This is a genomic window from Gemmatimonadota bacterium (genome assembly GCA_009835325.1).
GTDB lineage: Bacteria > JAAXHH01 > JAAXHH01 > JAAXHH01 > JAAXHH01 > JAAXHH01.
The window spans coordinates 1-22,669 of sequence record VXWP01000081.1 but is presented as its reverse complement, the minus strand read 5'-3'; the positions used below and the strand labels follow the sequence as shown (position 1 = coordinate 22,669).

Here is a 22,669-nt window from a genome sequence, read left to right as displayed (position 1 = left end):
ATCATGTTTCAACGCCTTCTCATCATTGCCCTCTTCATTGTGGTCGCGATCCTGCTCGTTCGATCGATCGCGAACTGGTTCAACCGGGGCGGCTGGATCGGCCGGGGACATTCGGAAATAAAGGGCAGTTGGGCGGTGGTCGAACCGCTGGGCAGGCTCGGTAAAGCCGCCGAGAACACCCTGAAATCGTCGTTGAAACTCGAAGGCGAGGAAGATCTGCAGAAGGTGGCGGTGCTGTTCGACGTGGCGCACCGGACCGTCCAGAGCCTTCCTCTCGATGCCGCCGAGTTGCGTATCCTGGCCGACGGGGCATCCGAGCCGATCCGCGCAGTACTCTACCGGGACGAGGCCTTATATGCGCCCGGGTGGCTGCTGTTCGCCGCGGATCGCGTACAAGACGTCCACCCCGACATGTACGCGTACGAGGTCAAACGGCTCACCCTTACGACCTACCGGGAAGTCTTCCCGTCGGACGGGGAAACAGTACTCCCACCGGAGCGGACCCTGGCGCCCGTCGCGTACGGGACGCCGCCGCCGGTCGGCGATCAGTACGGCCACCTGGGCAGCCTGGGTGCGGAATATACCCGGGACGCGGTATATGTCTCCCTGCTCGAGTGCCCGGCAGAAGCGCTGCCCGACGAGGCCATGGCGCCCCTGTTGCAGTTGCTTTTCAAGACGGAGGACGAACCCGTACCGGATGGCGAGACCACGGTGGACGAGCTGCTTGCGCGGTATGGTGACCGGCTTTACGCGGCGGCCGTCCACTCTATGAACCGGTCGGAGTCGTCTGCACCGGCCGGATCGTCTGCGTCGGACGGACAGCCCGAACCGGCCGGACCGGGCGGACCGAACGGGCCACCCAGGCCCGGCGCGTATTCGCCCGCGCTGTTCCGGCTGATCGGCGCGTGGCCGCGGTCATCCGCGGAACCGCTGTTCCGTGCGGCCCTCGAATCGGGTTGGAACGACTGCGCACGCTTCCTGCCCGAATCGGGATGGGCGCGGGACCTGAAGGCCGTGTTTCAAGACAGTCCCTATGGCGCACCGGCATAGGACGGCGTAATGGAGATGGCGCCTTGAGGAACGGGAGGTGACCGCCATGCGAATTTCCGCGAGACCCCTGCCCGGATTCGGCATGGAGATATCCGGCGTCGATCTGTCGGAACCGCTGGAACCGGAAGTCATGCGCGAAATCCTGCGGGTATTTCACGAACATGGCCTGATCGTGATCCCCGGCCAGGAAATGACCTTCGACCGCTACGACGCCTTCACCAGGGAGTTCGGCGCCCAGAAGCCCCATTTCCTGGATCACCTGCGCCACGAGAACCATTCGGCCATACTCAACCTCTCCAACATTTTCGAAGACGGGCGTCCCATCGGCGTCTACGAAGGCGCGGCCTTCTGGCACACGGACGTGGCCTACCAGGACCCGCCCAACAGTTCCACGGTCGTTTACGGCCGGCAGTGGCCCGATGGGGGCTGTCCTACCTACTTCGCCGACCAGATGACCGCCTACGACGACCTGCCCGTGAAGATGAAAGACACCATCGACAACCTGTCCGTTCTGCATCACTACGGAAACCGGGCGGACATGAACGAGGAGTCTTCGACCTCGGCGGAAAAGCTGACGCTGGACCAGAAGGACCGGGTCGAGAACGTCTACCATCCCCTGGTCAAACGCCACCCGGTCACTGGACGCAAAGCGCTCTACGGCGTCTGCGGCAGTTCCTTCGGCATCGTCGGCATGCCGGATGACGAGGCCTTCGACCTGCTGGATGAACTGGCCGCCCACGCCATCAAGCCGGAGTACGTGACCGAGTACGACTTCAGGGTGGGCGACGCGGGTGCGTGGGACACCTTTTCGACCCTGCACAAGGCCACGGTGCTGGAACCGGCCACCGGACCTCGTGACCGCCGCCTGCTCTGGCGCATCAGCGTGACCGGGCTGCCGCCGATGATCGAGCGGGAACGGGCGACGAAGCACTGAGCGGCTTCCGTTGCCGCGTGAGGCAGGAAAGATCGACATGCCCCGTAAAAACAGACCCAACAGCGCCACGACGCCGCGACGTCAGAAGTCGAAGCGCGGACGGCAGACTGGCCTCCCGACACATGGCGCCGATGGCCTGGCTGGTGATCTCGCCGATACCGTCGCTCCCTCGGGAACCGGAACGGGCCAACCCCCGGTGGGACGGGTACTCGCCGTAGATTACGGTGAAAGACGCGTCGGGCTCGCCCTTAGCGATCCGGCCGGTCTGATCGCCCAGGGGCTGGATACGCTCCAGACGGCAGACACGGTCGAATCCCTGGCATCCATCGTGGTTATCGTCGAGGAACAGCAGGTGCGGGAGATCATCCTGGGATTGCCGGTCCATATGGACGGAACCGCGGGCGAAATGGCCGGGAAGGTCGAGGCGTTGGCGGACGAGTTGCGGAAGAAGGTGTCCTGCGATGTACGTACGTGGGACGAGCGGTTGACCAGCGTTTCGGCCCGTCGGACCATGCACGAAATGGGCAGCACGGCCCGGGGAAACAAGGGCAGCCTGGACCGGATTGCCGCCACGCTGCTGCTGCAGAACTACCTGGACTTCCGCCGGGGGAAGGCGACAGAACCGGATTCACGACCATGAAAATGCTACTTCCCGCTGCCATCGTCCTCGTCGTGCTATTCGGAACGGCCGTGCTGGTCGCGGCCTACCAGTTCTCCAACCTCGCGGTCGAGCGCGATACCGTCATCCAGTACACCGTCGAACCCGGCATGACCCTGACCGACGTCGCCGGGGACCTGGAAGACCGGGGCGTGGTACGTCACGCGATCCTGTTCGAACTGCTGGCGCGTTACAGGGGAGTGGGGCACGGCATAAACGCTGGACGTTACGAAATCGAGTCCTACATGGACGCCGGCCAGATCCTGAGCATGCTCGTCGAGGGCAAGATCGTGGTCAATCGCGTCAATGTCCCGGAGGGCCTGACCATCCCTGAAACGGCCCGGATCCTGCGGGCGAGGATCGGCATCGATTCCACCGCGTTCGTTCAACGGTCCGTCGATCCGGAGGCCGTGCGATCGCTGGGGATCGAAGCGCCCTCCCTGGAGGGATACCTGTACCCGGCGACCTACAACATGTACCCGGACATGACCGTCGACGACATCCTCAAGCAGATGACGTCGCGACATCTGCAAACCATCACCGAGGAGTACCGCAAGCGGGCGGAGGAACTGGAGTATAGTTTACACGAGATCGTCACCCTGGCTTCCATCATCGAACAGGAAGCGATGGTGGACGACGAAAGGGACGTCATTTCGGGGGTATTTCACAACAGGCTGCAGAGGGGCATGCGACTGGAGGCCGACCCCACGGTCCAGTACGGGATCGGCAGGCCGAACATGAGACTCTACGAGAAGCACCTGTCCCACCCCTCGCCCTATAACACGTATGTGCATGCCGGGCTGCCGCCGGGACCGATCTGCAGCCCCGGTGAGGCGTCCATTCACGCCGCGCTCTACCCGGAGGACGTGCCCTATCTCTTCTTCGTAGCCCGCGGGGACGGCAGGCACATCTTTTCCGTTACCAACCGCGAGCACAACCGGGCCCGGGCCCAGGTCAGACGCCAGCGGAATTGATCTAATCCAGCAGTACTTATCTTGACGAGTGGTACTGACCTTGATGACGGTTGATGCAGGACCGCTGACTGTCGTCACACGGCCGTGTAACCGCCGTCCACGACCATGGTATGGCCCGTTACCATGGCGCTCGCGTCGGACGCGAGGTAGATGATCGAACTGGCGATTTCGTCCGGTTCGGCCAGCCGTCCCAGCAGGATCTTCTTGATATTGGCCCGGAACCCCGGGTTCTCCATCGCCTTCTCCACCATGGGGGTTCGCGTCATGGTCGGCGCCACGGCGTTCACGGTGATGCCGTGCTCCGCCCACTCGGCGGCCATGGACTTGGTCAGCGTGCACACGCCGCCCTTGGCCGCCGTGTAGGCCGCCCGTAGCGGACCGCCGACAACGCCCACCTGGGACGATACGTTGATGATGCGCCCACCACGGCCCCGTTCGATCATGTGCGCGGCGAGGGCCTGGCTGAGGAAGAAGACGCTTTTCAGGTTCACGTCGACAATCTCGTCGTACACTTCCTCGGTGACTTCGAGCACCGGCATGATCCGGTTGCAACCGGCATTGTTGACCAGGATATCGATGTCTCCCGCGTCCGCGAGCACCTGGTCCACAAACGTGCGGATCGAGTCCAACTTGCCTACGTCCACCGTATGAACGACGCATTCGCGGCCCATCGACCGGATCTCGGAAGCCACCGGCTCCAGGTCGGCCCGGGTGCGGCTTCCGATCGCCAGGTCGGCGCCCGCACGGGCGGCCCCCAGTGCGATGGCCTTGCCGATGCCCTTGCTCGCACCGGTGACGATCATTTTTTTGCCTTCCAGGGAAAACAGGGATGTATCGGACATTGAATCCTCCGGTCAGATCGGTCTAGCTTGGTCTTGCTTTGTCATGAAATTCACGCGGTCAACTGGCTGATATCGGCGGAGGAGTGTACAGTCGAGGTTGGATTTCGTCAATTGAATTCGGCCGTCGTCGCCACGCCGCGCGGCGCCTTAGCGCTTGCATCCGACGCCTGCGCCGGTTACTTTACGCCGGTGCGCCGCCATGGTTGCGACGCCTCCGGTGCTCCCGTGAAATTCCGCGTGCTTCAGGAAGCCGGTTTCAGCGCGTTCCGCCACGATCCGTCCCTCACGAAGCGCGCGATCAACAGGCCGTAGAAGGGGACGTACTGTACATAGCGGACCCAGATTTCCTCTTCCCAGGTCCCGGTGAGGACAAACCCGATCACGACGTGATACGAAAGGGCGGCCAGGCCGGAGAGCAGGATCCACGCCGGGTTGGGGTACAGGCAAAGGAAGGGGATGATCCAGACCAGGTACCAGGGCTGCACCGTGGGCGTAAGCACGAGATAGCCTCCGAGCAGTACGAAGGCCGAACGGAACGGATCGGTTATCCTGGCCGCGCAGTACGCGACCAGGGCGGCAAAAAGCAATGCCGCGATGACCTTGGACGCGTTCAGCGAATCCGTCAGATAGAAGAAGATCGAAAAGAGACTGTCATTGAACCGCCACTTGTCGCCGTAGACCAGGAGTCCGCTGAACAGGTCCGGCCCGGCGCCGAGGTAGGGCAGATAACCGGCGAGCAGCAGGACCGGAATCAGCCAGAACGGCCTGATGCCGCGTATTTTCCGGTAGAAGGACGGGACAAGCATGGCGGTGAACCACTTGGCGAGCATGGAAAGGGCAAGCCAGGCAACCGCCCGGACCGGACGGAGGCCGTCCACGGCCAGCAACGCGGCGAGCATGAGGACGCCCGGCAGCGAGTCGTTGTGGCCGCTGCCCGCGATTTCAACCAGGACGAGAGGATTCCAGGCGTAGATGAGCACGCGCTCCCGAGGTAGGTTCCGGCGGCCGAGCATCAGGATCGTGAGGATGATCACGCCCACGTCGCACAGGGTGAAGAGCAGTTTCATCGAAGCGGGACTGTACCACAGATACGCCGCGGTCATGAAGGCCGCCTGCATCAGGGGCGGATAGACCGTGGGGACGTCCTTATTGTTGATTCCCTCATGGTATTCATCGCGCAGGTGGGCAATTTCCTCGCTCTCCGGGGCGTAAACGTAGGGGTTTACGCCCTGGAACTGCATCCTGGCGTCCCAGAGGTACCGGTAGATGTCGTCGGACAGAGTGGGGGGACTGAACTGCAGGATGACGCGGCAGAGGATGGCCGCGGCCAGGATGAACCAGAACGTATCCCGGTCCGACGACGCACCGGCCCGGACCTGGTGGACGACGGCGACCGAGTAGGCGATGAATGCCGCGGCGAAGGGGATCCAGAACAGCAGCAGGGCGTCCGGCAGGGCCACCCACGAGGACAGGAAGGCAGGCAGGAACGCGTCAGGGTCGTACGGTCGGCCTGGTCCGCCTGGTCCGATCAGACCCTCCCGCAGGTCGCCGATGGCCACTATGACGACACAGGCGGCCACGAGCAGGAGGCCGGGGATGGCTATCGGGGCAAGCCGTTCAGTGAATCCGGGCGGGATGCGGTAAGCAGAAACGGACATGTATGAGCTATCTCTCGCTGATCTTCATACTTCTCTACTTCCTCGTCCTGTTCCTGCTCGCGGTCTACGGGATCCACCGGTACCTGATGGTGTATCTGTACTACAAATATAAGGACCGGGCCGGGCGTGTAAAGCCGGAAGCCCTGGGCGATCCGCCCCCGGTCGTTACCGTGCAGCTTCCCCTCTACAACGAACAGTACGTGGTCGAAAGGCTGATCGACGCCGTCTGCCGCATCGACTATCCCCGCGACCGGCTGGAAATACAGGTACTGGACGATTCGACCGACGAGACCCGCGGTCTCGCGGCCCGTTGCGTCGAACGTCACCGGGCGGCCGGCATCGATATCCACTACCTTCACAGGAAGGAACGCACCGGATACAAGGCGGGCGCATTGCAGGAGGGGCTCGAGGTGGCGCGCGGCGCGTTCATCGCGATTTTCGACGCCGACTTCATCCCGCCGCCGGACTTCCTCGGGAACACCATGCACCGATTCCGTGACGAGCGGATTGGCCTGGTACAGACCCGGTGGACCTATCTCAACCGGGGTTACTCGATCCTGACCCGGGTCCAGGCGATCATGCTGGACGGCCATTTCGTCATGGAGCACGGCGCCCGGAACCGGTCGGGGCGGTTTTTCAACTTCAACGGGACAGCGGGGATCTGGCGCCGGGAATGCATCGAGGCGGCCGGCGGCTGGCAGCATGACACGCTGACCGAGGACCTGGACCTGAGCTATCGGGCACAACTCCGGGGCCAGCGCTTCGTATTCCTGGAGGAAGTCACCACGCCGTCCGAACTCCCCGTGGAAATGAACGCCTTCAAGACCCAGCAGCACCGGTGGTCCAAGGGGTCCATACAGACCGCGAAGAAAATGCTGCCCCCGGTATGGCGCAGCGCGCTGCCCTTCCGTTTCAAGCTGGAGGCGACCTATCACCTTACCAATAACATGGCCTACCTGCTCATGCTGCTGCTCTCGGTCCTGATCTTCCCGTCCATCGTGATCCGGGTGCAGGCCGGATGGATCAACTCCTTCTGGATCGACCTGCCCTTTCTCTGCGCGGCCACGGTTTCCGTATCGCTCTTCTACCTGTTCGCACAGTTCGAAATAAACCGCACCAGGTGGATATGGTCCCCCTTTTACCTTCCTGTACTCATGTCCATCGGCATCGGCATCTGCCTCAACAACACGCGGGCTGTTCTGGAAGCGCTGCTGAACCTCAAGTCGGGTTTCCAGCGGACGCCCAAATACGGCATCCTCGGCAAGGCGGACCAGGTGGACCAGGCGGACCAGGCGACTCGGGCGGCCTCATGGCGCAATCTGCGCTACCGGGGGATCCGGAACTGGCTTCCCGCGCTGGAACTGCTGTTCGCCGTGCACTTCGGCTTGCTGATCTACTACACGGCCATCAACGGCATTTACCCTTCCATTCCCTTCCTGTGCCTGTTCTTCGCCGGTTACCTATACGTCGGCCTGGCCTCCCTTTGGCCGGGAACCGCCAGCCAAGGATAGCCCGTCCATGGAACGTGTCCTCGGCCTCTTCGGCCTGGTCGTCCTCCTGGCCATCGCCTGGCTCCTGTCGGAGAACCGCAGCCGGATGAACTGGAGGCTCATCGGCAGCGGCCTGGCCCTGCAGGGCTTGCTGGCTCTGCTTCTACTACACACGGCGCCCGGCCAGGTGGTGTTCGACCTGGCCCGGCTGGCTGTCAACAAGGTGATCGCCTTCTCCAACGAGGGCGCGCGGTTCGTTTTCGGTGACCTGGTGGAAACCGCGCTGTTCGGCTTCTCCGTGCTCCCGATGATCATCTTCGTATCCTCCATTACCTCGATCCTGTTCTACCTGGGCTTCATTCAGTGGATCGTCCGGCAGATGGCCCGTGTCATGGTGCGCGTGATGGGCGCCTCCGGGTCGGAATCCATGGCCGCGGCGGCGAACGTCTATCTCGGGGCTTCCACCGCGCCGCTCGTCATCCTGCCCTACCTGAAGACCATGACCCGGTCCGAGATCATGGCCGTGATGACTTCCGGCATGGCGACCGTGGCGGGTTCCGTGCTGGCCGCCTACGTAGCCCTGGGCGCCGACGCCGGCCATCTCCTGGCCGCCTCGCTCATGTCGGCGCCCGCGGCGCTGGTCGTCGCCAAGATCATGACCCCCGAGACCGAAACCTCCCGCACCATGGGCGTCGTGACCGTGGATGTCCCGAAACCGGGGGTCAATTTCATCGATGCGGCCTGCAGCGGCGCGTCGGACGGGTTGAGACTGGCGTTGAACGTGGCGGCCATGCTCATCATAGCCATTGCCTTCGTCAGCCTGTTCAACTGGGCGGTGGGGCTCGCCCCCTACGTGGGCGGCGAGCCGCTTTCGCTTGAACGTATGCTCGGATGGCTCTGCGCGCCGCTGGCCCTGTTCATGGGCGTGGCGTGGGAAGACGCCCAGGCCGTGGGCATGTTGATCGGCAAGAAGACCATCCTGAACGAATTCCTCGCCTACCAGGACCTCAGCGCCATGCAGGAGCAACTGTCGGAGCGGTCGTTCGCCATCGCCACGTACGCGCTGTGCAGCTTCGCCAACTTCGGGACCATCGCGATCATGATCGGAGGGATCGGCGGTCTGGTGCCGGAACGGCGCAAGGACATCGCCCGGTTCGGTATCCGGTCCATGATCGGCGGCGCCCTGGCCGCCAACATGACCGCCACCGTGGCGGGCCTCCTGATGTAGTGGATGCCTCCACGGACCATAGGCTGGCGGCCGAGATCCGGGACCTGCTCCCCCGCTGCACGCTCAAGGATCGGCGGGACATCCAGCGTGGGCTGAAGAGGTCGCGCGGTGCGCGCGGCGGGAGTGGCGGCGGTGCGCGCGGCGGGAGCGGGGTCCGCGGCCGGCTTCGCAGGTTGAAGGATCAGGCGGTTGCATCGGCCGGGCTCGTGGAGGCGCGCCTTCGCTCTGACACCTCTGTCGACATCGACCGCCAGCTGCCCATTTCAACCCGTAAAGATGAAATCCTCGAAACCCTGCGCGGCCACCCGGTGGTCATTGTGACGGGGGAAACCGGTTCAGGCAAGACGACGCAGTTGCCCCGGATCTGTCTCGAAGCCGGCCGGGGCGTTTACGGCCGCATCGCGTGCACGCAGCCCCGGCGCGTCGCCGCCCTGTCGGTCTCGCGCCGCATCGCCGAGGAGCTCGGTGCGACCTGGGGACGGGAAGTCGGGTGCAAGATCCGGTTCACGGACGAGACCGTGGCCGAGACCCGCATCAAGATGATGACCGACGGCATGCTGCTCGCCGAGATACAGCACGATCCGGATCTGCTTGAATACGACACGATCATTATAGACGAGGCCCACGAACGTAGCCTGAACATCGACTTCCTGCTCGGTTACCTGCGTCTGCTGATCCGGCGCAGGAAGGACCTCAAGATCGTGGTCACCTCGGCGACGATCGACGCCGCCGCTTTCTCGAACGCCTTCGGTCAGGCGCCGGTCGTCGAGGTGTCCGGACGCCTGCACCCGGTGGAGATCCGCTATCTACCCCTCGAGGATACCCGGGGCGAATCCGAGGTATATACCTATGTCGACGGGGCGGTGGACGCGGTCGACAGGATCATGGAAGAACCTGGCCGGGGCGACATCCTGGTGTTTCTCCCCACGGAGAAGGACATCCACGAGACACGCCGGAGGCTGGACGGCCGGTCCTACCGACACACCGACGTGCTTCCGCTTTTCGGTCGGCTGACCAACGCGGACCAGCAGCGGGTCTTCCGGCCGGGGAACAACCGTCGCATCGTCGTGGCCACGAACGTCGCCGAGACCTCGCTGACCATACCACGCATCAAGTACGTCGTCGATACCGGTCTCGCGCGGATCAGCCGTTACGCCGCACGGACCCGCACCCAGCGCCTGCCTATCGAACCCATTGCGAAAAGCAGCGCCCTGCAACGGGCCGGACGGTGCGGTCGCGTGTCGGGAGGCGTCTGCCTTCGGCTCTACAGCGAGGCCGACCTCGAAAGCCGGCCGGAATTCACCACGCCCGAGTTGCAGCGCGCCAATCTCGCCGAAGTCATCCTGCGCATGCTGGCGTTGAAACTGGGCGACGTCCACGCCTTCCCCTTTCTCGACCCGCCCACGCCCCAGGCGATCCGGGACGGGTTCGGACTGCTCGCCGAACTGGGGGCTATCGACCGGGAACGGCGATTGACCGGCCGGGGCAGGGACATGGCGAGATTGCCGGTATCGCCCACGGTCTCACGCATGCTGCTGCAGGCCCGGCAGGAAGGCGCCCTGCAGGAGGTCCTCGTGATCGCGTCGGCCATCAGCATACAGGACCCCCGCGTAAGGCCGCTCGATCAGCAGGAACAGGCGGACGCCGAGCACCGCAAATTCAGGAACAGGACCTCGGATTTCCTGACCCTCCTCAATATCTGGGAGGCCTTTCACCGCACCTTCGAACACCTGCAGACCCAGGGCGCCATGCGCAGGTTCTGCCGGCAACACTACCTGTCCTACAACCGCATGCGCGAGTGGCGCGATATCTACGTGCAACTCCGCCGCGCGCTGCGGGAATCCGGCGGGTTCCGCGGAAGGGCGGGACGTACGGGCCGGGCGGGCCGGGCACACTTCGACGCGATCCACCGTTCGATCCTCAGCGGACTGCTCAGCCAGGTCGCTGAACACCGGGAAGGCAATCTCTATTCCGGGGCCCGGAACCGCACCGCCATGATCTTCCCCGGTTCCGGCCTCTTTCGAAGAAAAGCGGTCGAACAGCACCCGGAGAAAAGACCTGCCGAGCGGGGGCACGATGATGCCGGGAAGGTTGCCGCGGACAGACCACGGAACGGCACGGGCGCCGCACCCTGGATCGTAGCCGCGGAGATGGTCGAGACCAACCGGCTCTATGCGCGCACGGTGGCCCGGATACAACCCGGGTGGGCCGCCGAACTGGGCCGCCACCTGTGCCGTGCTTCCTTTTCCGATCCGGGCTGGGACCGGTCCGCCGGGCGGGTGACGGCCACGGAAACGCTGCACCTGTACGGCCTGATGGTCTCCCGGCGTACCGTCGACTACAAGAAGATCGATCCCGATGACGCGACGCGTATCTTCATCCGCGAGGCCCTGGTCAGCCTGGTCGGCCTGGCCGGCCTGGTCGGCGAAGACCTGGAAGCCCGGCATGACTTCCTGGAGCATAACCGCGGGATACGGCGGGATGCCGAGACCTGGCTGCTGCAACACCGAAACGCCTATCGCGTCGACCTCGACGAGGCCGCCTTCCGTTTCTACGAGGAACGGATTTCCGGGGTATCGTCGGTGCACGACCTCAACCGCCTGATGAAGACTGCCGGCGCGGACAATGCTTCCTTCCTGCACATGGAAATCGGGGATCTTACGGGTACCGGGGAGGAAGAGGACGGCGCGGGTGGACCAGGCAGACCAGGCAGACCAGGCAGACCGGAGGGTTTTCCTGAACATTTCGACCTGGAAGGCGACCTGCTTCCCCTGCAGTATGCCTGCCGGCCGGGCCGGGATGAGGATGGGGTCACCCTTTCGCTGCCGGTCGACCGGGTCCATCTGCTGGATCCCGTAACGTTGGAATGGCTCGTGCCCGGCCTGCTGTACGAGAAGATCGAAGCCCTGCTCCGAGGACTGCCCGGAAGGAAACGCAAGCAGCTCGTGCCCATTCCGGAAACCGCCCGTACGATCGCGGAGGACCTGGATCCTTCCGCTTCCTCCCTGACCGATGCGCTCGCGGCATACATCGCCAGGCGGCACGGGATAGAAATCGACCCGTCGGACTGGTCGCCCGATTCCGTTCCCGACCACCTGAGCATGCGCGTCCTGGTGACCGCGGAGGACGGGAGCACCGTCCTTTCTACCCGCGATCCCGATCGCCTGCAAGCCGAAGTCACGGGCCGCGCCGCCGCCGTCGAATCGGAAGGCTGGCGGAAAGCGGCGGAAATCTGGGAGAAGTACGACCTGCGGGACTGGTCGATCGGGGACCTGCCCGAAAGGGTCGAAATCGGTCTGTCGGGAACCGTGCCCCAGTACGCTTATCCCGGACTGCAGGCGGATGACGACCTGGTGGACCTGCGCCTGTTCCGGGACCGGCATGAAGCGTTGCGGGAAAGCCGCAAGGGGCTGGTCCGCCTGCTCGAACGCCGGATGGGCGATGCAATGGCCTGGCTGCGCAGGGATCTGGCGTTTCTTCGGAACCTCCCCGCCCTGGCGGACCATGCCGGCGGGTTCGAAGCGCTGCAGGATACCGCTTACGACCACCTCCTGGCCGCCCTGTTCACCCGGGAACCCCTGTATCCGCTGACGGCCCTGCGCTTCGAAGAAGACGTGGAGACCGCGCGGGGGCTGTTGAAGAAACTCCCCCATTGGTTTCGACAACAGATGGAAGCGCTGGAAAGGGTAGTCGGGGGAAGAATCGGAAAGGACGGCGCCTACCCCGGCATGGAAGGCGACCTCGATAGGCTGTTTCCACCCGACTTCCTGCGGAAAACACCCGCCGTCGAATTGCCCAACCTGGTCCGATACCTCAAGGCGGTGGATATGCGTTCCCGCCGGGCCCGGGAAGACCGTACGAAGGACCTGAAAAAGGCGGAGCGGGTCAAGCCCTTCGACGAAGCGCTCAAGTCACTGCAAACCCGGGACGACGTGGATCCCGCACGGCTGGATGAATTCAGATGGATGCTTGAGGAATACCGCGTGTCGGTGTTCGCCCAGGAGCTGGGGACCGCACGGACTGTCTCGCCGAAGAGACTGCAGGAACTGTTGGCCCGGATCGATGCGGATACCCGCGAGCCGGAAGCGTCATGAGGCGTATCGCGTCGGATCCTCGATACCGGCTTCTTCGAACCCGTTCCGCCGCAGGATGCAGGCGTCGCATCGGCCGCAGGCCGCCCCGTCGTCCGCCGGGTCGTAACAGCTGGTCGTGAGGGCGTAGTCCACACCGAGCCGGACGCCGGTTCGCAGGATATCGGCCTTGGACATTTCGATGAGCGGCGCATGGATGTTGAACCTGCCTTCGCCGGTCACCCCCGCACGCGTCGCCAGGTTGGCCATGCGCTCGAAGGCAGCGATGTATTCGGGCCGGCAATCGGGATAGCCGCTGTAATCGATGGCGTTGGCGCCGATGTACAGGTCGAATGCACCGAGCACTTCCGCCCAGCCTAGCGCGAAGGAAAGGAAGATGGTGTTGCGGGCCGGGACGTAGGTGGACGGGATCTGCCCTGCCATGGTCTCGGGATCCTGGTCCCTGGGCACCGGGATGTCGTCCGTCAGCGCCGACCCGCCGATGGCCCGCAGGTCGAAGGGTATGGTCACGTGACGCCTGACTCCCATGGACTCGGCGACGCGCCTGGCCGCTTCGAGCTCGAACCGGTGGCGCTGGCCGTAGTCGAAGGTGATGGCGTGGCTCGCGAATCCGTCGTGCCGGGCCAAGGCGAGCGTGGTCGCCGAATCGACCCCGCCGCTGAGCAGTACAACGGCAGCCTTCATGGCGGTCCTATCCATCAGGAAGTGTAGAGCAGACTGGCAATAATGGATCCGGCGATGACGACCAGTGCCAGCATGAGCTTGTTGGCAGCGGCAGAAATCCTCTTGTCGATTTTGTCGTCCATTGCGGAAAACCGTGCGTCCATCGTGTCGAACCGGGCGTACATGAGTTCCTTCAGCGAGGAAACTGAGGCTTCCAGGTCGGCCTTCGTTGCAAATTCGTGCTGGGGGGTGGTTGGCGGCATCGTAATCCTCCCGGTGGTACAGTGTGTAAACTTGCGAACGAACCAGATGCCCGACCTGGTGATCGAAACGTACCCTAGTCCCTCGTATAGAACGTAGCGCAGATTATGCCACCATTGCGAAGGCGCGATCGGGCGCAATATATTGAGTTAGTCGTGAATCCGCAATGCTTCTAGCCTGTAATCCGGAGGCAAAACATGTTCAGAGACGTGCGTGTTGCAGCGCTCTCGTTCAAACCGGTCAAGATGGACCTGCAGGGGAACGCGGCCCGGCTCGAAGAGATGTTTCGCGAGGCCGCGGCCGATGGGGCCGAACTCGCCGTCGCGCCGGAAGGCGTGCTGGAAGGCTACGTGGTCAACGAGATCATCGACGGCGATATCCTTCCGGAGGAAATGAATCGCGTCTCGCTGACCATGCGCAGCCCGGTCATCGGGCGGTTCCGCGTACTCGCGAAATCGTTGAACATGTGCCTCGCCTTCGGTCTCGCCGAGCGGATCGGGGACGAGGTATACAACTGCGCGATATTCCTCGACCAGCGGGGACGGCTGCGGGGCAAGTACCACAAGATGCAGCTGGCCGAGGGGCATCACCGGTCGTGGTGGTTCAACCGCCTTGGCAAGGGGAGCCGCGCCTTCGACACCCCCTTCGGGCGGGCCGGCATGGTCATCTGCAACGACCGGTGGAACCCGGATATTGCCCGCATTCCAGTGCTCGACGGCGCCCGCTACCTGCTCATTCCCTCCTTCGGGTCGACGGCCCGCGCCCAGGACCGGGCCGTGCTCGCCCGGGCGCGCGAGAACGGCGTGCCCATCGTCGAAGCCAACGTCGGCGTCACGCTGATCGTGAGCAAAGGGGAAATCGTCGCCCTGTCCCGCAAGCAGACCGCCATCACCCATGGGACCATCGCCATTCCGGCGCCGCCGTCGCTTCGGAACCGGGACCGGCATGAGCGTGGATTCCTCGCCTGGCGCCGCCGGGAAATGCCCCTGCGGTACCGGGACCGGATGCGCAGAAGGAGGCAGGGGCGCGATACCGTGGAGGTCGGCCATGACGGGAAGGGCCGGCTGATCGAGAAAGACTGACGGCCCTCAAACCCGTTGGCGCGCCGTAAATTGCGTCTTGCCTGTCCAATCGCATATCCCTTATCTTTTTCGTGATTGTCAGCCGGCCGTCGTGCGGATTGGACCGCCGTCGTGCGGATTGGACCGCCGGCCGGGATACCGGATCGAACCGGTCCGCACGGAATCGCTGCGAGATATGGTGACCATGGACCCGAAGTTTATACCCGACCAGTTCCTGGATATTCGAAGCCACGGCTTCGTCCGCCTGGCCATCGCCGTACCCCGCATACGCGTGGGCGATCCCGCGGAGAATGTAGCCCATCACCTCGAGCAGATTGAAGCGGCCGGAGAGATGGGGGCTTCCTACGTCCTCTTCCCCGAATTGAGCCTCACCGGCTATACCTGCGCCGACCTTTTTCACTCCCAGGCGCTCCTGGAAGGCGCCCTGGAGGCCCTGGAAGCATTGCTCGCCGGCACGGAGGGGCTCGACCCGGCCTTCAGCTTCGGCATGCCCCTGCGGCTGGACCACGCGGTCTTCAACGTCGCGGTGACCTGCAGCCGCGGGGAAATCCTGGCGGTAACGCCCAAGACCTATCTTCCCCAGTACCGCGAATTCTATGAGACACGGTACTTCGCCCGGGCGGCTGAAGCGCAGACGGAGACCGTATCCCTCTGCGGCCGGGACGCGCCTTTCGGACCCGACGTGCTCCTGCGCACGGATGATCCCAGGGTGGTGATCTACCCGACGATCTGCGAAGACGACTGGGTGCCGGTCCCGCCGGCCAGCCGGGCGGCGCTGGCGGGGGCGACCATACTCGCCAATCTCTCGGCGTCGAACATCGTCATCGGCAAGGCGCAGTACCGCGAGGACCTCATCCTGGCCTCCTCGGGACGCAACGAGGCGGTACACATGTACGCCGCGGCGGGCTTCGGGGAATCGACCATGGACGTGGTCTGGGACGGCCACGGGTTCATCACCGAGCGCGGCTACATGCTGGCGAAAACGGAACGATTTCAACTGGACGGGACCTGCATCACGGCGGACGTGGACGTGGAGGCGCTTACGCTGGAGCGCGGCGTCCAGGGTTCGTTCCGGCAGAACGCCATGGATTACAAGTCATCCTGGCGGTCCGTCTCATTGCCGGGCTTCCGGCCCGGACAGGCCGGGGATGCGGATAACGGTGCCGCCGGAAAAGGCCGTGAACAGGCGTATCAGACCTTCCATCGCGACATACCCGCCCATCCCTTCGTACCCCAGAATCCGGCCGAACGCAGCCAGCGATGCCGCGAGGTCTTCATGATCCAGTCCACGGGACTGGCGACCAAGCTCAGATCGCTGCCCGAGGATGCCCGGCGCGTCGTCGTGGCGGTCTCCGGCGGTCAGGATTCGACCCACGCCCTGAACGTGGCGGTGCACACCATGGACCTCCTCGGCCTGCCCCGGTCCCGCATCGTGGCCCTGACCATGCCGGGTCTGGGCACCACGGAACGGACCTACACGAACGCCTGCGCCCTGATCCGTGCCGTCGGCGCCACGTTCCGGGAGATCGACATCAAACCCGCGGTACGGAAGTTCTTCGGGGACATCGATCATTCGGAAGACAAGAAAGACCTCGTCTACGAGAACACCCAGGCATGGACGCGGAAGCTGGAGGAGCTCGCCACGGCCGCCCAGGTCAGGGGCATCGTTCTCGGCACGGGAGACCTCTCGGAACTGGCGCTGGGCTGGTGCACCATGTTCGGCGACCACGCCAGCCACTACGGGGTCAACGCCGGGATACCCAAGACCCTCATTTCTTACCTGATCAAATGGACGGCCGACGAGGTCTTCGAGGAGGAGCCGAAGGTCCGCGAGGTACTGCTGGACATCCTCGATACACCCATCTCCCCGGAATTGCTGCCCCCGAGCGATCGCGAGATCGCACAGAAAACCGAAGAAGAAATCGGTCCCTACGAGCTGCACGACTTCTTCATCTACTACTTCCTGCGTTTCGGCTTTTCGCCTTCCCGGATCGCCCGGATGGCGCTGCACGCCTTCGAGGGGAAGTACGGACTCCCTGAAATCAAGGCCTGGCTCCGCGTCTTCATTGTCCGGTTCTTCCAAAACCAGTTCAAACGGAACTGCCTGCCCGAAGGACCCAAGGTCGGCATGACCTGCATCTCTCCCCGCGGCGACTGGCGGATGCCGTCCGATGCTTCGCCGGCTGCCTGGCTGACGGACCTGGAACGCATCCCCGATGCGCTTTAGACCACCCGGCGAAGTGCCGCCCCACTACCGGCCCGATTCCGTCGAGACCTTTTGGCGCGTCCCCTACGGAGAACGGGCGGCCGATGCCCGCGTGTGGGCGGCGGAACACGGCCTCAGGCCCTCAGTGGAAGATGAGTGCCGCACCGCGCTGCTCCTGGTGGACTGCCAGAACACCTTCTGTCTCCCCGAGTTCGAACTCTTCGTGGGAGGCCGGAGCGGCCGGGGCGCCGTAGAGGACAACAAGCGGCTTTGCGCCTTCATCTACCGCAACCTCCATTCCATCTCGGAAATCATCCCCACGTTGGACACTCACACGGCCCAGCAGGTCTTCCATCCGGTGTTCTGGGTAGACCGGGACGGCGAACATCCCACCGGGGGCGAGACCATCATCACCCCGGACGACGTGGAAGCTGGAACCTGGCGCGTCAATCCGGCCGTGGAGGCCTGGTACAGCGATCGGGTCGATCTCTCCGACTACGCAATGCATTACGTACGGCGCCTCACGCGGGACGGCAAGTATCCCCTCATGATCTGGCCCTACCACGCCATGCTCGGGGGAATCGGCCACGCCCTGGTGTCCGCCGTTGAGGAGGCGGTATTCTTTCACGGCATCGCCCGGGTCCGGCAGACGCGTTTTGAAATCAAGGGGAACCTTGCCCTCACGGAAAACTACTCCGCGTTGCGCCCCGAAGTGACGGAAGATTCCGAAGGCCGCCCGCTGGATGCGAAGAACACCTCGTTGGGCGTGAAGAACACACCGCTGGTCGAACACCTGATGACCTTCGACGCCGTCATCGTGGCCGGGCAGGCCAAGAGCCACTGCGTGGCGTGGACGGTGGAGGATCTCCGGTCGGCGTTCGCGGCGTGCGAGCCGTCCATGATCCCGCGTGTCTGCCTGCTGGAGGACTGCACCTCGCCGGTCGTCGTGCCCGGTGTAATCGACTTTACCGAAGAGGCGGAGGAGGCCTTCGGCCGGTTCGCCGACGCGGGCATGCACCGGGTGCGTTCCACCGTACCCATGGATAAGTGGGGAATTCCGGAGTGAGGACGACCGGCGCGTAGCAGCTGCCCTACCTGCCTTGAGGACAGCAGTCCAGCGGACATCGATCGGGCCAGGGACCCAGGACGCCCTCGGCCGGCCTGGCCGCCCCCGGGGATAACCGCTCTTCTACGAGCTCCACGATCATGTCCACGAAGCGGGGATGGGTCCCCGCCGTCTCCGCCCGGACCATGCGCACCCCGAGTTCATCGCAGCAGGCCCGCGCTTCCACGTCCAGGTCGTAGGCCACCTCCATGTGGTCGGAGATGAATCCCACGGGGATCACCACGATATCGCGGTCCGCCCGGTCTGCCTGGCCCGCCTGGTCCGCCTGGTCCGCCGCGTCCGCGTTATGCGCCGCATCTGCCCGGGCCGCGTCCGATGCGCGGAACGACCGGATGTAGTCGCAGACGTCGGGTTCCAGCCAGGGCTGCGCGGGCGGCCCGCTGCGGCTCTGAAAGGTCAGCGCCCAGGAGGACATGCCCACGCGCTCACTGATGAGCCGGGACGCTTCGCGGAGCTGCGCTTCGTACGCGCAGCCGCCGGCCATGGCCAGGGGTATGCTGTGGGCGGTGTACACGAGGTGCGCCCGCGGAAGGCGTTCCTCCGGCAGGCGATCCAGCGCGGAGCGTACGCGCGCCGCCATCGTTTCGATGAATCCCGGATGATTGAAAAAGGGCCTGATCTTCTCGATCACCGGTGCGCCGGACCCCGCTTCGCGCCGGGCATCCTCGATGTTCTCCAAGTACTGCCTGCAGTTTGACCAGGAGCTGTACGGGGACGTGACGAAGGCCAGGGCCCGCTGAATCCCGTCCGCGGCCATGCGCCCGACCGTATCCGAAAGCAGGGGATGCCAGTTTCTGTTTCCCCAGTAGACCGGCAGGGAAAGGTCGCGGGTTTCGAATGCCTCTTCCAGGGCGGAGATCAGCGCACGGTTCTGGCCGTTGATCGGGCTGACTCCGCCGAAATGGTGGTAGTGTTCCGCGACCTCCATCATCCGTTCCCGGGGGACGCGCCGGCCCTTGAGCACGCGCTCCAGGAAGGGGATCACATCGTCCGGGCCCTCGGGGCCTCCGAAAGATACCAGGAGCAGTGCGTCGTAGTTCAACGGGCTTCCTCCCCGCATGGTGTGCCGACTCTGTATTTCCTTGCCATGCTACCGGTTCGACCCTAATTTACGCACGGCTGGACCCATTGGAATTTCGCGTGATTTCGCGAAACAGGCAACAGGGAAGCGCAGTGAGTGAAGAAACCGGGAAAACCCCCGACATCCTTGAACGCGGCGCGCCCGTCGACGGGCAACCCCAGACGGCCGAAACGCGGCTGTACATGCAGCTCAACGTATTCACCCTGTCCGGCACCGAATCCGGCGGCCAGCCTGGTCAGCCTGGCCAGACGCGGCCCATGGCAGAAGACATCGCGGCCAGGCTCGGGAATTCCGGCCTGGATGCCGCGGTGTACCTCGACGTCAACGATCCCCTGGGCATCGGCGTGCTGTTTCTCGCCGAAGATCCCGATACCTTCGTAACCGATATCCGGAACCTGCTGACGGAACGGCCTTTCGATGTCCTGGACCGCCGCGGGTCCATGACGATGCTCGGCAGGACCTACTCCATGGGATTCGAGCCGGATCTGATGGAATCGCTCATCCACCGGCCGCGCAACACCGTGCTCAATCCCGACTGGCCCTGGGCCATCTGGTACCCGTTGCGGCGCAACGGCGCCTTCGCGCGACTGGAACACAAGGAACAGCGCCAGATCTTGATGGAACACGCCCACATTGGGCGGGCCTACGGCCGGGCCGACTTCGCCCACGATATCCGCCTGGCCTGTTACGGGCTGGACGAGGCGGACAACGACTTCGTCATCGGGTTGATCGGCAAGGACCTCTACCCGCTGTCCCGGGTCGTGCAGGACATGCGCAAGACCCAGCAGACCGCGTTGTACATCGATTCGCTCGGACCGTTCTTCGTCGGCAAGAAGACCTGGTCGAGCGACCCCTGACCATCCGGCGTCATCCTTTCGATCCGCCTCGAGCCCCTTCCATCGTCTCCAGCGCCTTGAATCCCAGGACGGCGCATGCGGACCCCACGTTCAGCGAATTCTTGTAGCCCCGCGTGGGGATTTCGACCAGGCCGTCGCAGCGTTCCAGCACGCCCCGGCTCACCCCGAGGGCTTCGTTCCCGAGCACAATGGCCAATTCGTCCGGAAACACCGCGGCGTCGTAGGACACCGATTCCGACGTGGTTTCGGCGGCCCACACCGCAATACCGCGATCCTTCAGGCATTCTACCGCGTCGACGGCCGTTTCGAAGTAACGCCAGGGAACGTAATCGATGGTGCCCAGGGCGGTCTTCTCCAGTTTCGCGTGGGGCGGACAGGCTGTATATCCGCACAGGAAAAGGCCCTTCACCCGCAGGATATCGCAGGTCCGGAAGATGGAGCCCACGTTGAACGCGCTGCGCAGGTTGTCCAGAACGAAGTAGAGGGGCAGCTTGGGCAGCCGGTCGTACGCTTCCTTCGTGATTTCCACGTCGAAGCTGCGGACTTCGAAGTTCGTCTCCATATCTCCGGTTTTCCTGGACTGCACGGGGCGTTCCTTCGCACAGGGCGTCATTCGTGCGCGGCGTTCCTGCGCACGGGGCGTCAATCGCACGGAGGTTCCTACGCGCGGGGCGTTCAGGGCAACAGGTCGTTGATCTCGTCTCTGAGTTGAAGGGTAGCCGCCCGGGCGGACTCGGCGAAGTCATGGCCGCCGGAGGAATACAGGATGCTCCGGGAGGAATTGATGAGCAGTCCGCCGCCATGCTCGTCGGCGCCTTCGCGGATGACCGTTTCCAGGTCGCCGCCCTGGGCGCCGACCCCGGGGATCAGCAGGGGCATATCCGGGGCGACGGCACGGATGCCCGCCAGGGATTCCGCCTGCGTGGCCCCCACGACCAGGCCCGCGTTCCGGGCGGTGTTCCACGACCTGGCCACGCTGGCCACCTCCAGGTACAGCGGGTGTCCGTTGACGGACAGGTACTGGAATTCACGGGCGCTTTCGTTGGACGTCAGGCAGAGGATGAAAACCCCCCGGTCGGTGTAGTCCAGGAAGGGCTGCACGGAATCCCGTCCCTGATAGGGATTGACGGTCACCGCGTCGAAACCGAAATGCTCGAACAGCGCCTTCGCGTACATGCGTGCGCTGTTCCCCATGTCTCCCCGCTTGCAGTCGCAGATGACCACGACCCCATCCGGTATCACCGTGAGCGTGCGCTCCAGCGCTTCGTAGCCCCTCGAGCCCATGACCTCGAAAAACGCGATGTTCAGCTTGTAGGCCGAAACGAGATCCGATGTGTGCTCGATGATCGCCCGGTTGAACTCGAACAACGCGTCCGGTTCCGACTTGAGGTGCTCCGGGAATCGATCCAGGTCCGGATCGAGCCCCACGCAGACCAGGCTGTTCGCCACGGCCCGGGCGCGGTTTAATCTATCTACGAACGGTGACATGGGGCGTCCTCTTGTGAAGGTATTTGTATGCTTCCGATCAGCGAGCGGACCGAGTGCACTTCCGACGCGGCGCACCACTCGGCCAGCGTACGCGCGACAGACGGTCCGGCGCGGGGTTCGACGAAGGTGGCCGTGCCCACCTGGACGGCCGTGGCGCCCGCAACGAGGAACTCCACGGCGTCTTCTCCGCTCATGATACCGCCGATGCCGATGACCGGGACGTTCACCTGGCTTGCGATCCGGTAGACGGCCGCTACGGCCACGGGCTTGATGGCCGGACCCGACAGCCCCCCCGTGACGGCGCCGAGCATGGGGCGGCGCGTGCGGATGTCCACCGCCATGCCTCGCAGGGTGTTGATGGCCGATATGGCGTCGGCGCCGGCCTCTTCGACACTGCGTGCGATCTCCCCGATGTCTGTGACGTTCGGCGTGAGTTTGGCGATGAGCGGCAGTTCCGTGACGCCCCGAAGCGTGGAAACCAGTTCCGCCGCGCGCCGTGGATCGGTACTGAAGTCCATGCCTCCGGACACGTTCGGGCAGGACATGTTGATCTCCAGGGCATCGATGCCCTCGCAGTCTGACAGGCGTTCGGTCACGTAGACGAACTCCTCCACCGGACCTCCGCCCACGTTGACGATCAACGCGGTGTCCACCTTTCTCAAGTACGGCATCTTGTCCTGGATGAAGGCCTCCACGCCCACGTTCTGCAGTCCGATGGAATTGAGCATGCCGGCGGCCGTCTCCGCGGCCCGGGGCGGAGGGTTGCCCGGCCAGGGCTCCGGCGTGAGCGTCTTCGTGACGATACCGCCGAAATCGGAGAGATCCACGAACCGGCCGTACTCCGATCCGTATCCGAAGGTGCCCGACGCGGCGAGCACGGGATTCCTCAGCTTCAGCGCACCTATGTTTACCGTCAAATCGGGTTGTGCCGTCACAGCACGACCTCCTGCATGTCGAACACCGGGCCGGCGTCGCAGACC

At 64.2% G+C, this 22,669-nt stretch carries 19 protein-coding genes; 11 read left to right on the top strand and 8 right to left on the bottom strand.

Annotated elements, in window-relative coordinates:
• Window positions 1–3 precede the first annotated feature (3 nt).
• Genes F4Z81_10565 through mltG form a run of 4 tightly spaced genes read left to right on the top strand, consistent with a single transcriptional unit; the run spans window position 4 to window position 3,616 of the window.
• Complete coding sequence (locus F4Z81_10565) at window positions 4–1,050, top strand: hypothetical protein (GenBank protein ID MXW05496.1); 1,047 nt, start codon at window positions 4–6, stop codon at window positions 1,048–1,050.
• A 46-nt stretch (window positions 1,051–1,096) separates the two neighbouring features.
• Complete coding sequence (locus F4Z81_10560; protein MXW05495.1) at window positions 1,097–1,984, top strand: TauD/TfdA family dioxygenase; 888 nt, start codon at window positions 1,097–1,099, stop codon at window positions 1,982–1,984.
• Window positions 1,985–2,021: 37 nt separating this feature from the next.
• Window positions 2,022–2,624 carry a Holliday junction resolvase RuvX gene (gene ruvX / locus F4Z81_10555; GenBank protein ID MXW05494.1) on the top strand — a complete coding sequence of 201 codons (603 nt, stop codon included), beginning with the start codon at window positions 2,022–2,024 and terminating at the stop codon, window positions 2,622–2,624.
• Window positions 2,621–3,616 carry an endolytic transglycosylase MltG gene (gene mltG / locus F4Z81_10550; GenBank protein MXW05493.1) on the top strand — a complete coding sequence of 332 codons (996 nt, stop codon included), beginning with the start codon at window positions 2,621–2,623 and terminating at the stop codon, window positions 3,614–3,616. Before ruvX ends, mltG begins: the two co-directional genes overlap by 4 nt.
• A gap of 74 nt (window positions 3,617–3,690) precedes the next feature.
• Here the strand turns inward: mltG and F4Z81_10545 are convergent, their stop codons facing one another.
• Entirely contained in the window at window positions 3,691–4,458 is a 768-nt protein-coding gene (locus tag F4Z81_10545; protein ID MXW05492.1) for a glucose 1-dehydrogenase, read from the bottom strand.
• Between the two features lie 242 nt (window positions 4,459–4,700).
• Window positions 4,701–6,116, bottom strand: a complete 1,416-nt coding sequence (locus F4Z81_10540; protein ID MXW05491.1) for a hypothetical protein — start codon at window positions 6,114–6,116, stop codon at window positions 4,701–4,703.
• 2 nt (window positions 6,117–6,118) lie between these two features.
• On the opposite strand from F4Z81_10540, the gene F4Z81_10535 reads away from it, so the two are divergent.
• The 3 genes from F4Z81_10535 to hrpA are packed head-to-tail and all read left to right on the top strand — an operon-like array spanning window position 6,119 to window position 12,928.
• The gene (locus tag F4Z81_10535; protein MXW05490.1) at window positions 6,119–7,627 is read left to right on the top strand and encodes a glycosyltransferase; all 1,509 of its coding nucleotides are present in this window, start codon (window positions 6,119–6,121) and stop codon (window positions 7,625–7,627) included.
• Between the two features lie 7 nt (window positions 7,628–7,634).
• Window positions 7,635–8,834, top strand: coding sequence for a NupC/NupG family nucleoside CNT transporter (locus tag F4Z81_10530; protein MXW05489.1), 1,200 nt, complete (start codon window positions 7,635–7,637; stop codon window positions 8,832–8,834).
• Window positions 8,834–12,928: an ATP-dependent RNA helicase HrpA gene (gene hrpA / locus F4Z81_10525; GenBank protein MXW05488.1), complete on the top strand. Its 4,095-nt coding sequence runs from the start codon at window positions 8,834–8,836 to the stop codon at window positions 12,926–12,928. The genes F4Z81_10530 and hrpA overlap by 1 nt, the downstream gene beginning before the upstream one ends.
• Here hrpA and queC read toward each other — a convergent pair.
• Together queC and F4Z81_10515 are read right to left on the bottom strand one after the other, a co-directional pair.
• Window positions 12,923–13,609 carry a 7-cyano-7-deazaguanine synthase QueC gene (queC, locus tag F4Z81_10520; GenBank protein MXW05487.1) on the bottom strand — a complete coding sequence of 229 codons (687 nt, stop codon included), beginning with the start codon at window positions 13,607–13,609 and terminating at the stop codon, window positions 12,923–12,925. The two genes, hrpA and queC, sit on opposite strands and share 6 nt — an antisense overlap.
• Before the next feature lie 14 nt (window positions 13,610–13,623).
• A complete protein-coding gene (locus tag F4Z81_10515; protein ID MXW05486.1) occupies window positions 13,624–13,851 on the bottom strand; it encodes a hypothetical protein in 228 nt (75 codons plus the stop codon).
• Window positions 13,852–14,046: 195 nt separating this feature from the next.
• Here F4Z81_10515 and F4Z81_10510 point away from each other — a divergent pair, with 195 nt between their 5' ends.
• From F4Z81_10510 to F4Z81_10500, 3 genes are all read left to right on the top strand, one after another.
• The gene (locus F4Z81_10510; GenBank protein ID MXW05485.1) at window positions 14,047–14,931 is read left to right on the top strand and encodes a carbon-nitrogen hydrolase family protein; all 885 of its coding nucleotides are present in this window, start codon (window positions 14,047–14,049) and stop codon (window positions 14,929–14,931) included.
• A gap of 184 nt (window positions 14,932–15,115) precedes the next feature.
• Window positions 15,116–17,158 carry an NAD(+) synthase gene (locus F4Z81_10505; GenBank protein ID MXW05484.1) on the top strand — a complete coding sequence of 681 codons (2,043 nt, stop codon included), beginning with the start codon at window positions 15,116–15,118 and terminating at the stop codon, window positions 17,156–17,158.
• The gene (locus F4Z81_10500; GenBank protein ID MXW05483.1) at window positions 17,148–18,203 is read left to right on the top strand and encodes an isochorismatase; all 1,056 of its coding nucleotides are present in this window, start codon (window positions 17,148–17,150) and stop codon (window positions 18,201–18,203) included. Before F4Z81_10505 ends, F4Z81_10500 begins: the two co-directional genes overlap by 11 nt.
• 25 nt (window positions 18,204–18,228) lie before the next feature.
• Here F4Z81_10500 and F4Z81_10495 read toward each other — a convergent pair whose 3' ends face one another.
• Window positions 18,229–19,323, bottom strand: a complete 1,095-nt coding sequence (locus tag F4Z81_10495; protein ID MXW05482.1) for a ferrochelatase — start codon at window positions 19,321–19,323, stop codon at window positions 18,229–18,231.
• A gap of 113 nt (window positions 19,324–19,436) precedes the next feature.
• On the opposite strand from F4Z81_10495, the gene F4Z81_10490 reads away from it, so the two are divergent.
• Window positions 19,437–20,201: a chlorite dismutase family protein gene (locus F4Z81_10490; GenBank protein MXW05481.1), complete on the top strand. Its 765-nt coding sequence runs from the start codon at window positions 19,437–19,439 to the stop codon at window positions 20,199–20,201.
• 10 nt (window positions 20,202–20,211) lie between these two features.
• On the opposite strand, the gene F4Z81_10485 is transcribed toward F4Z81_10490, so the two are convergent.
• The 3 genes from F4Z81_10485 to F4Z81_10475 form a co-directional block, all read right to left on the bottom strand.
• Window positions 20,212–20,763 (bottom strand): RNA methyltransferase, encoded by a 552-nt coding sequence (locus F4Z81_10485; protein MXW05480.1) that lies wholly within the window; start codon window positions 20,761–20,763, stop codon window positions 20,212–20,214.
• A 113-nt stretch (window positions 20,764–20,876) separates the two neighbouring features.
• A complete protein-coding gene (gene pyrF, locus F4Z81_10480; GenBank protein MXW05479.1) occupies window positions 20,877–21,689 on the bottom strand; it encodes an orotidine-5'-phosphate decarboxylase in 813 nt (270 codons plus the stop codon).
• Complete coding sequence (locus tag F4Z81_10475) at window positions 21,674–22,624, bottom strand: dihydroorotate dehydrogenase (protein MXW05478.1); 951 nt, start codon at window positions 22,622–22,624, stop codon at window positions 21,674–21,676. The genes pyrF and F4Z81_10475 overlap by 16 nt, the downstream gene beginning before the upstream one ends.
• Between the last annotated feature and the right edge of the window lie 45 nt (window positions 22,625–22,669).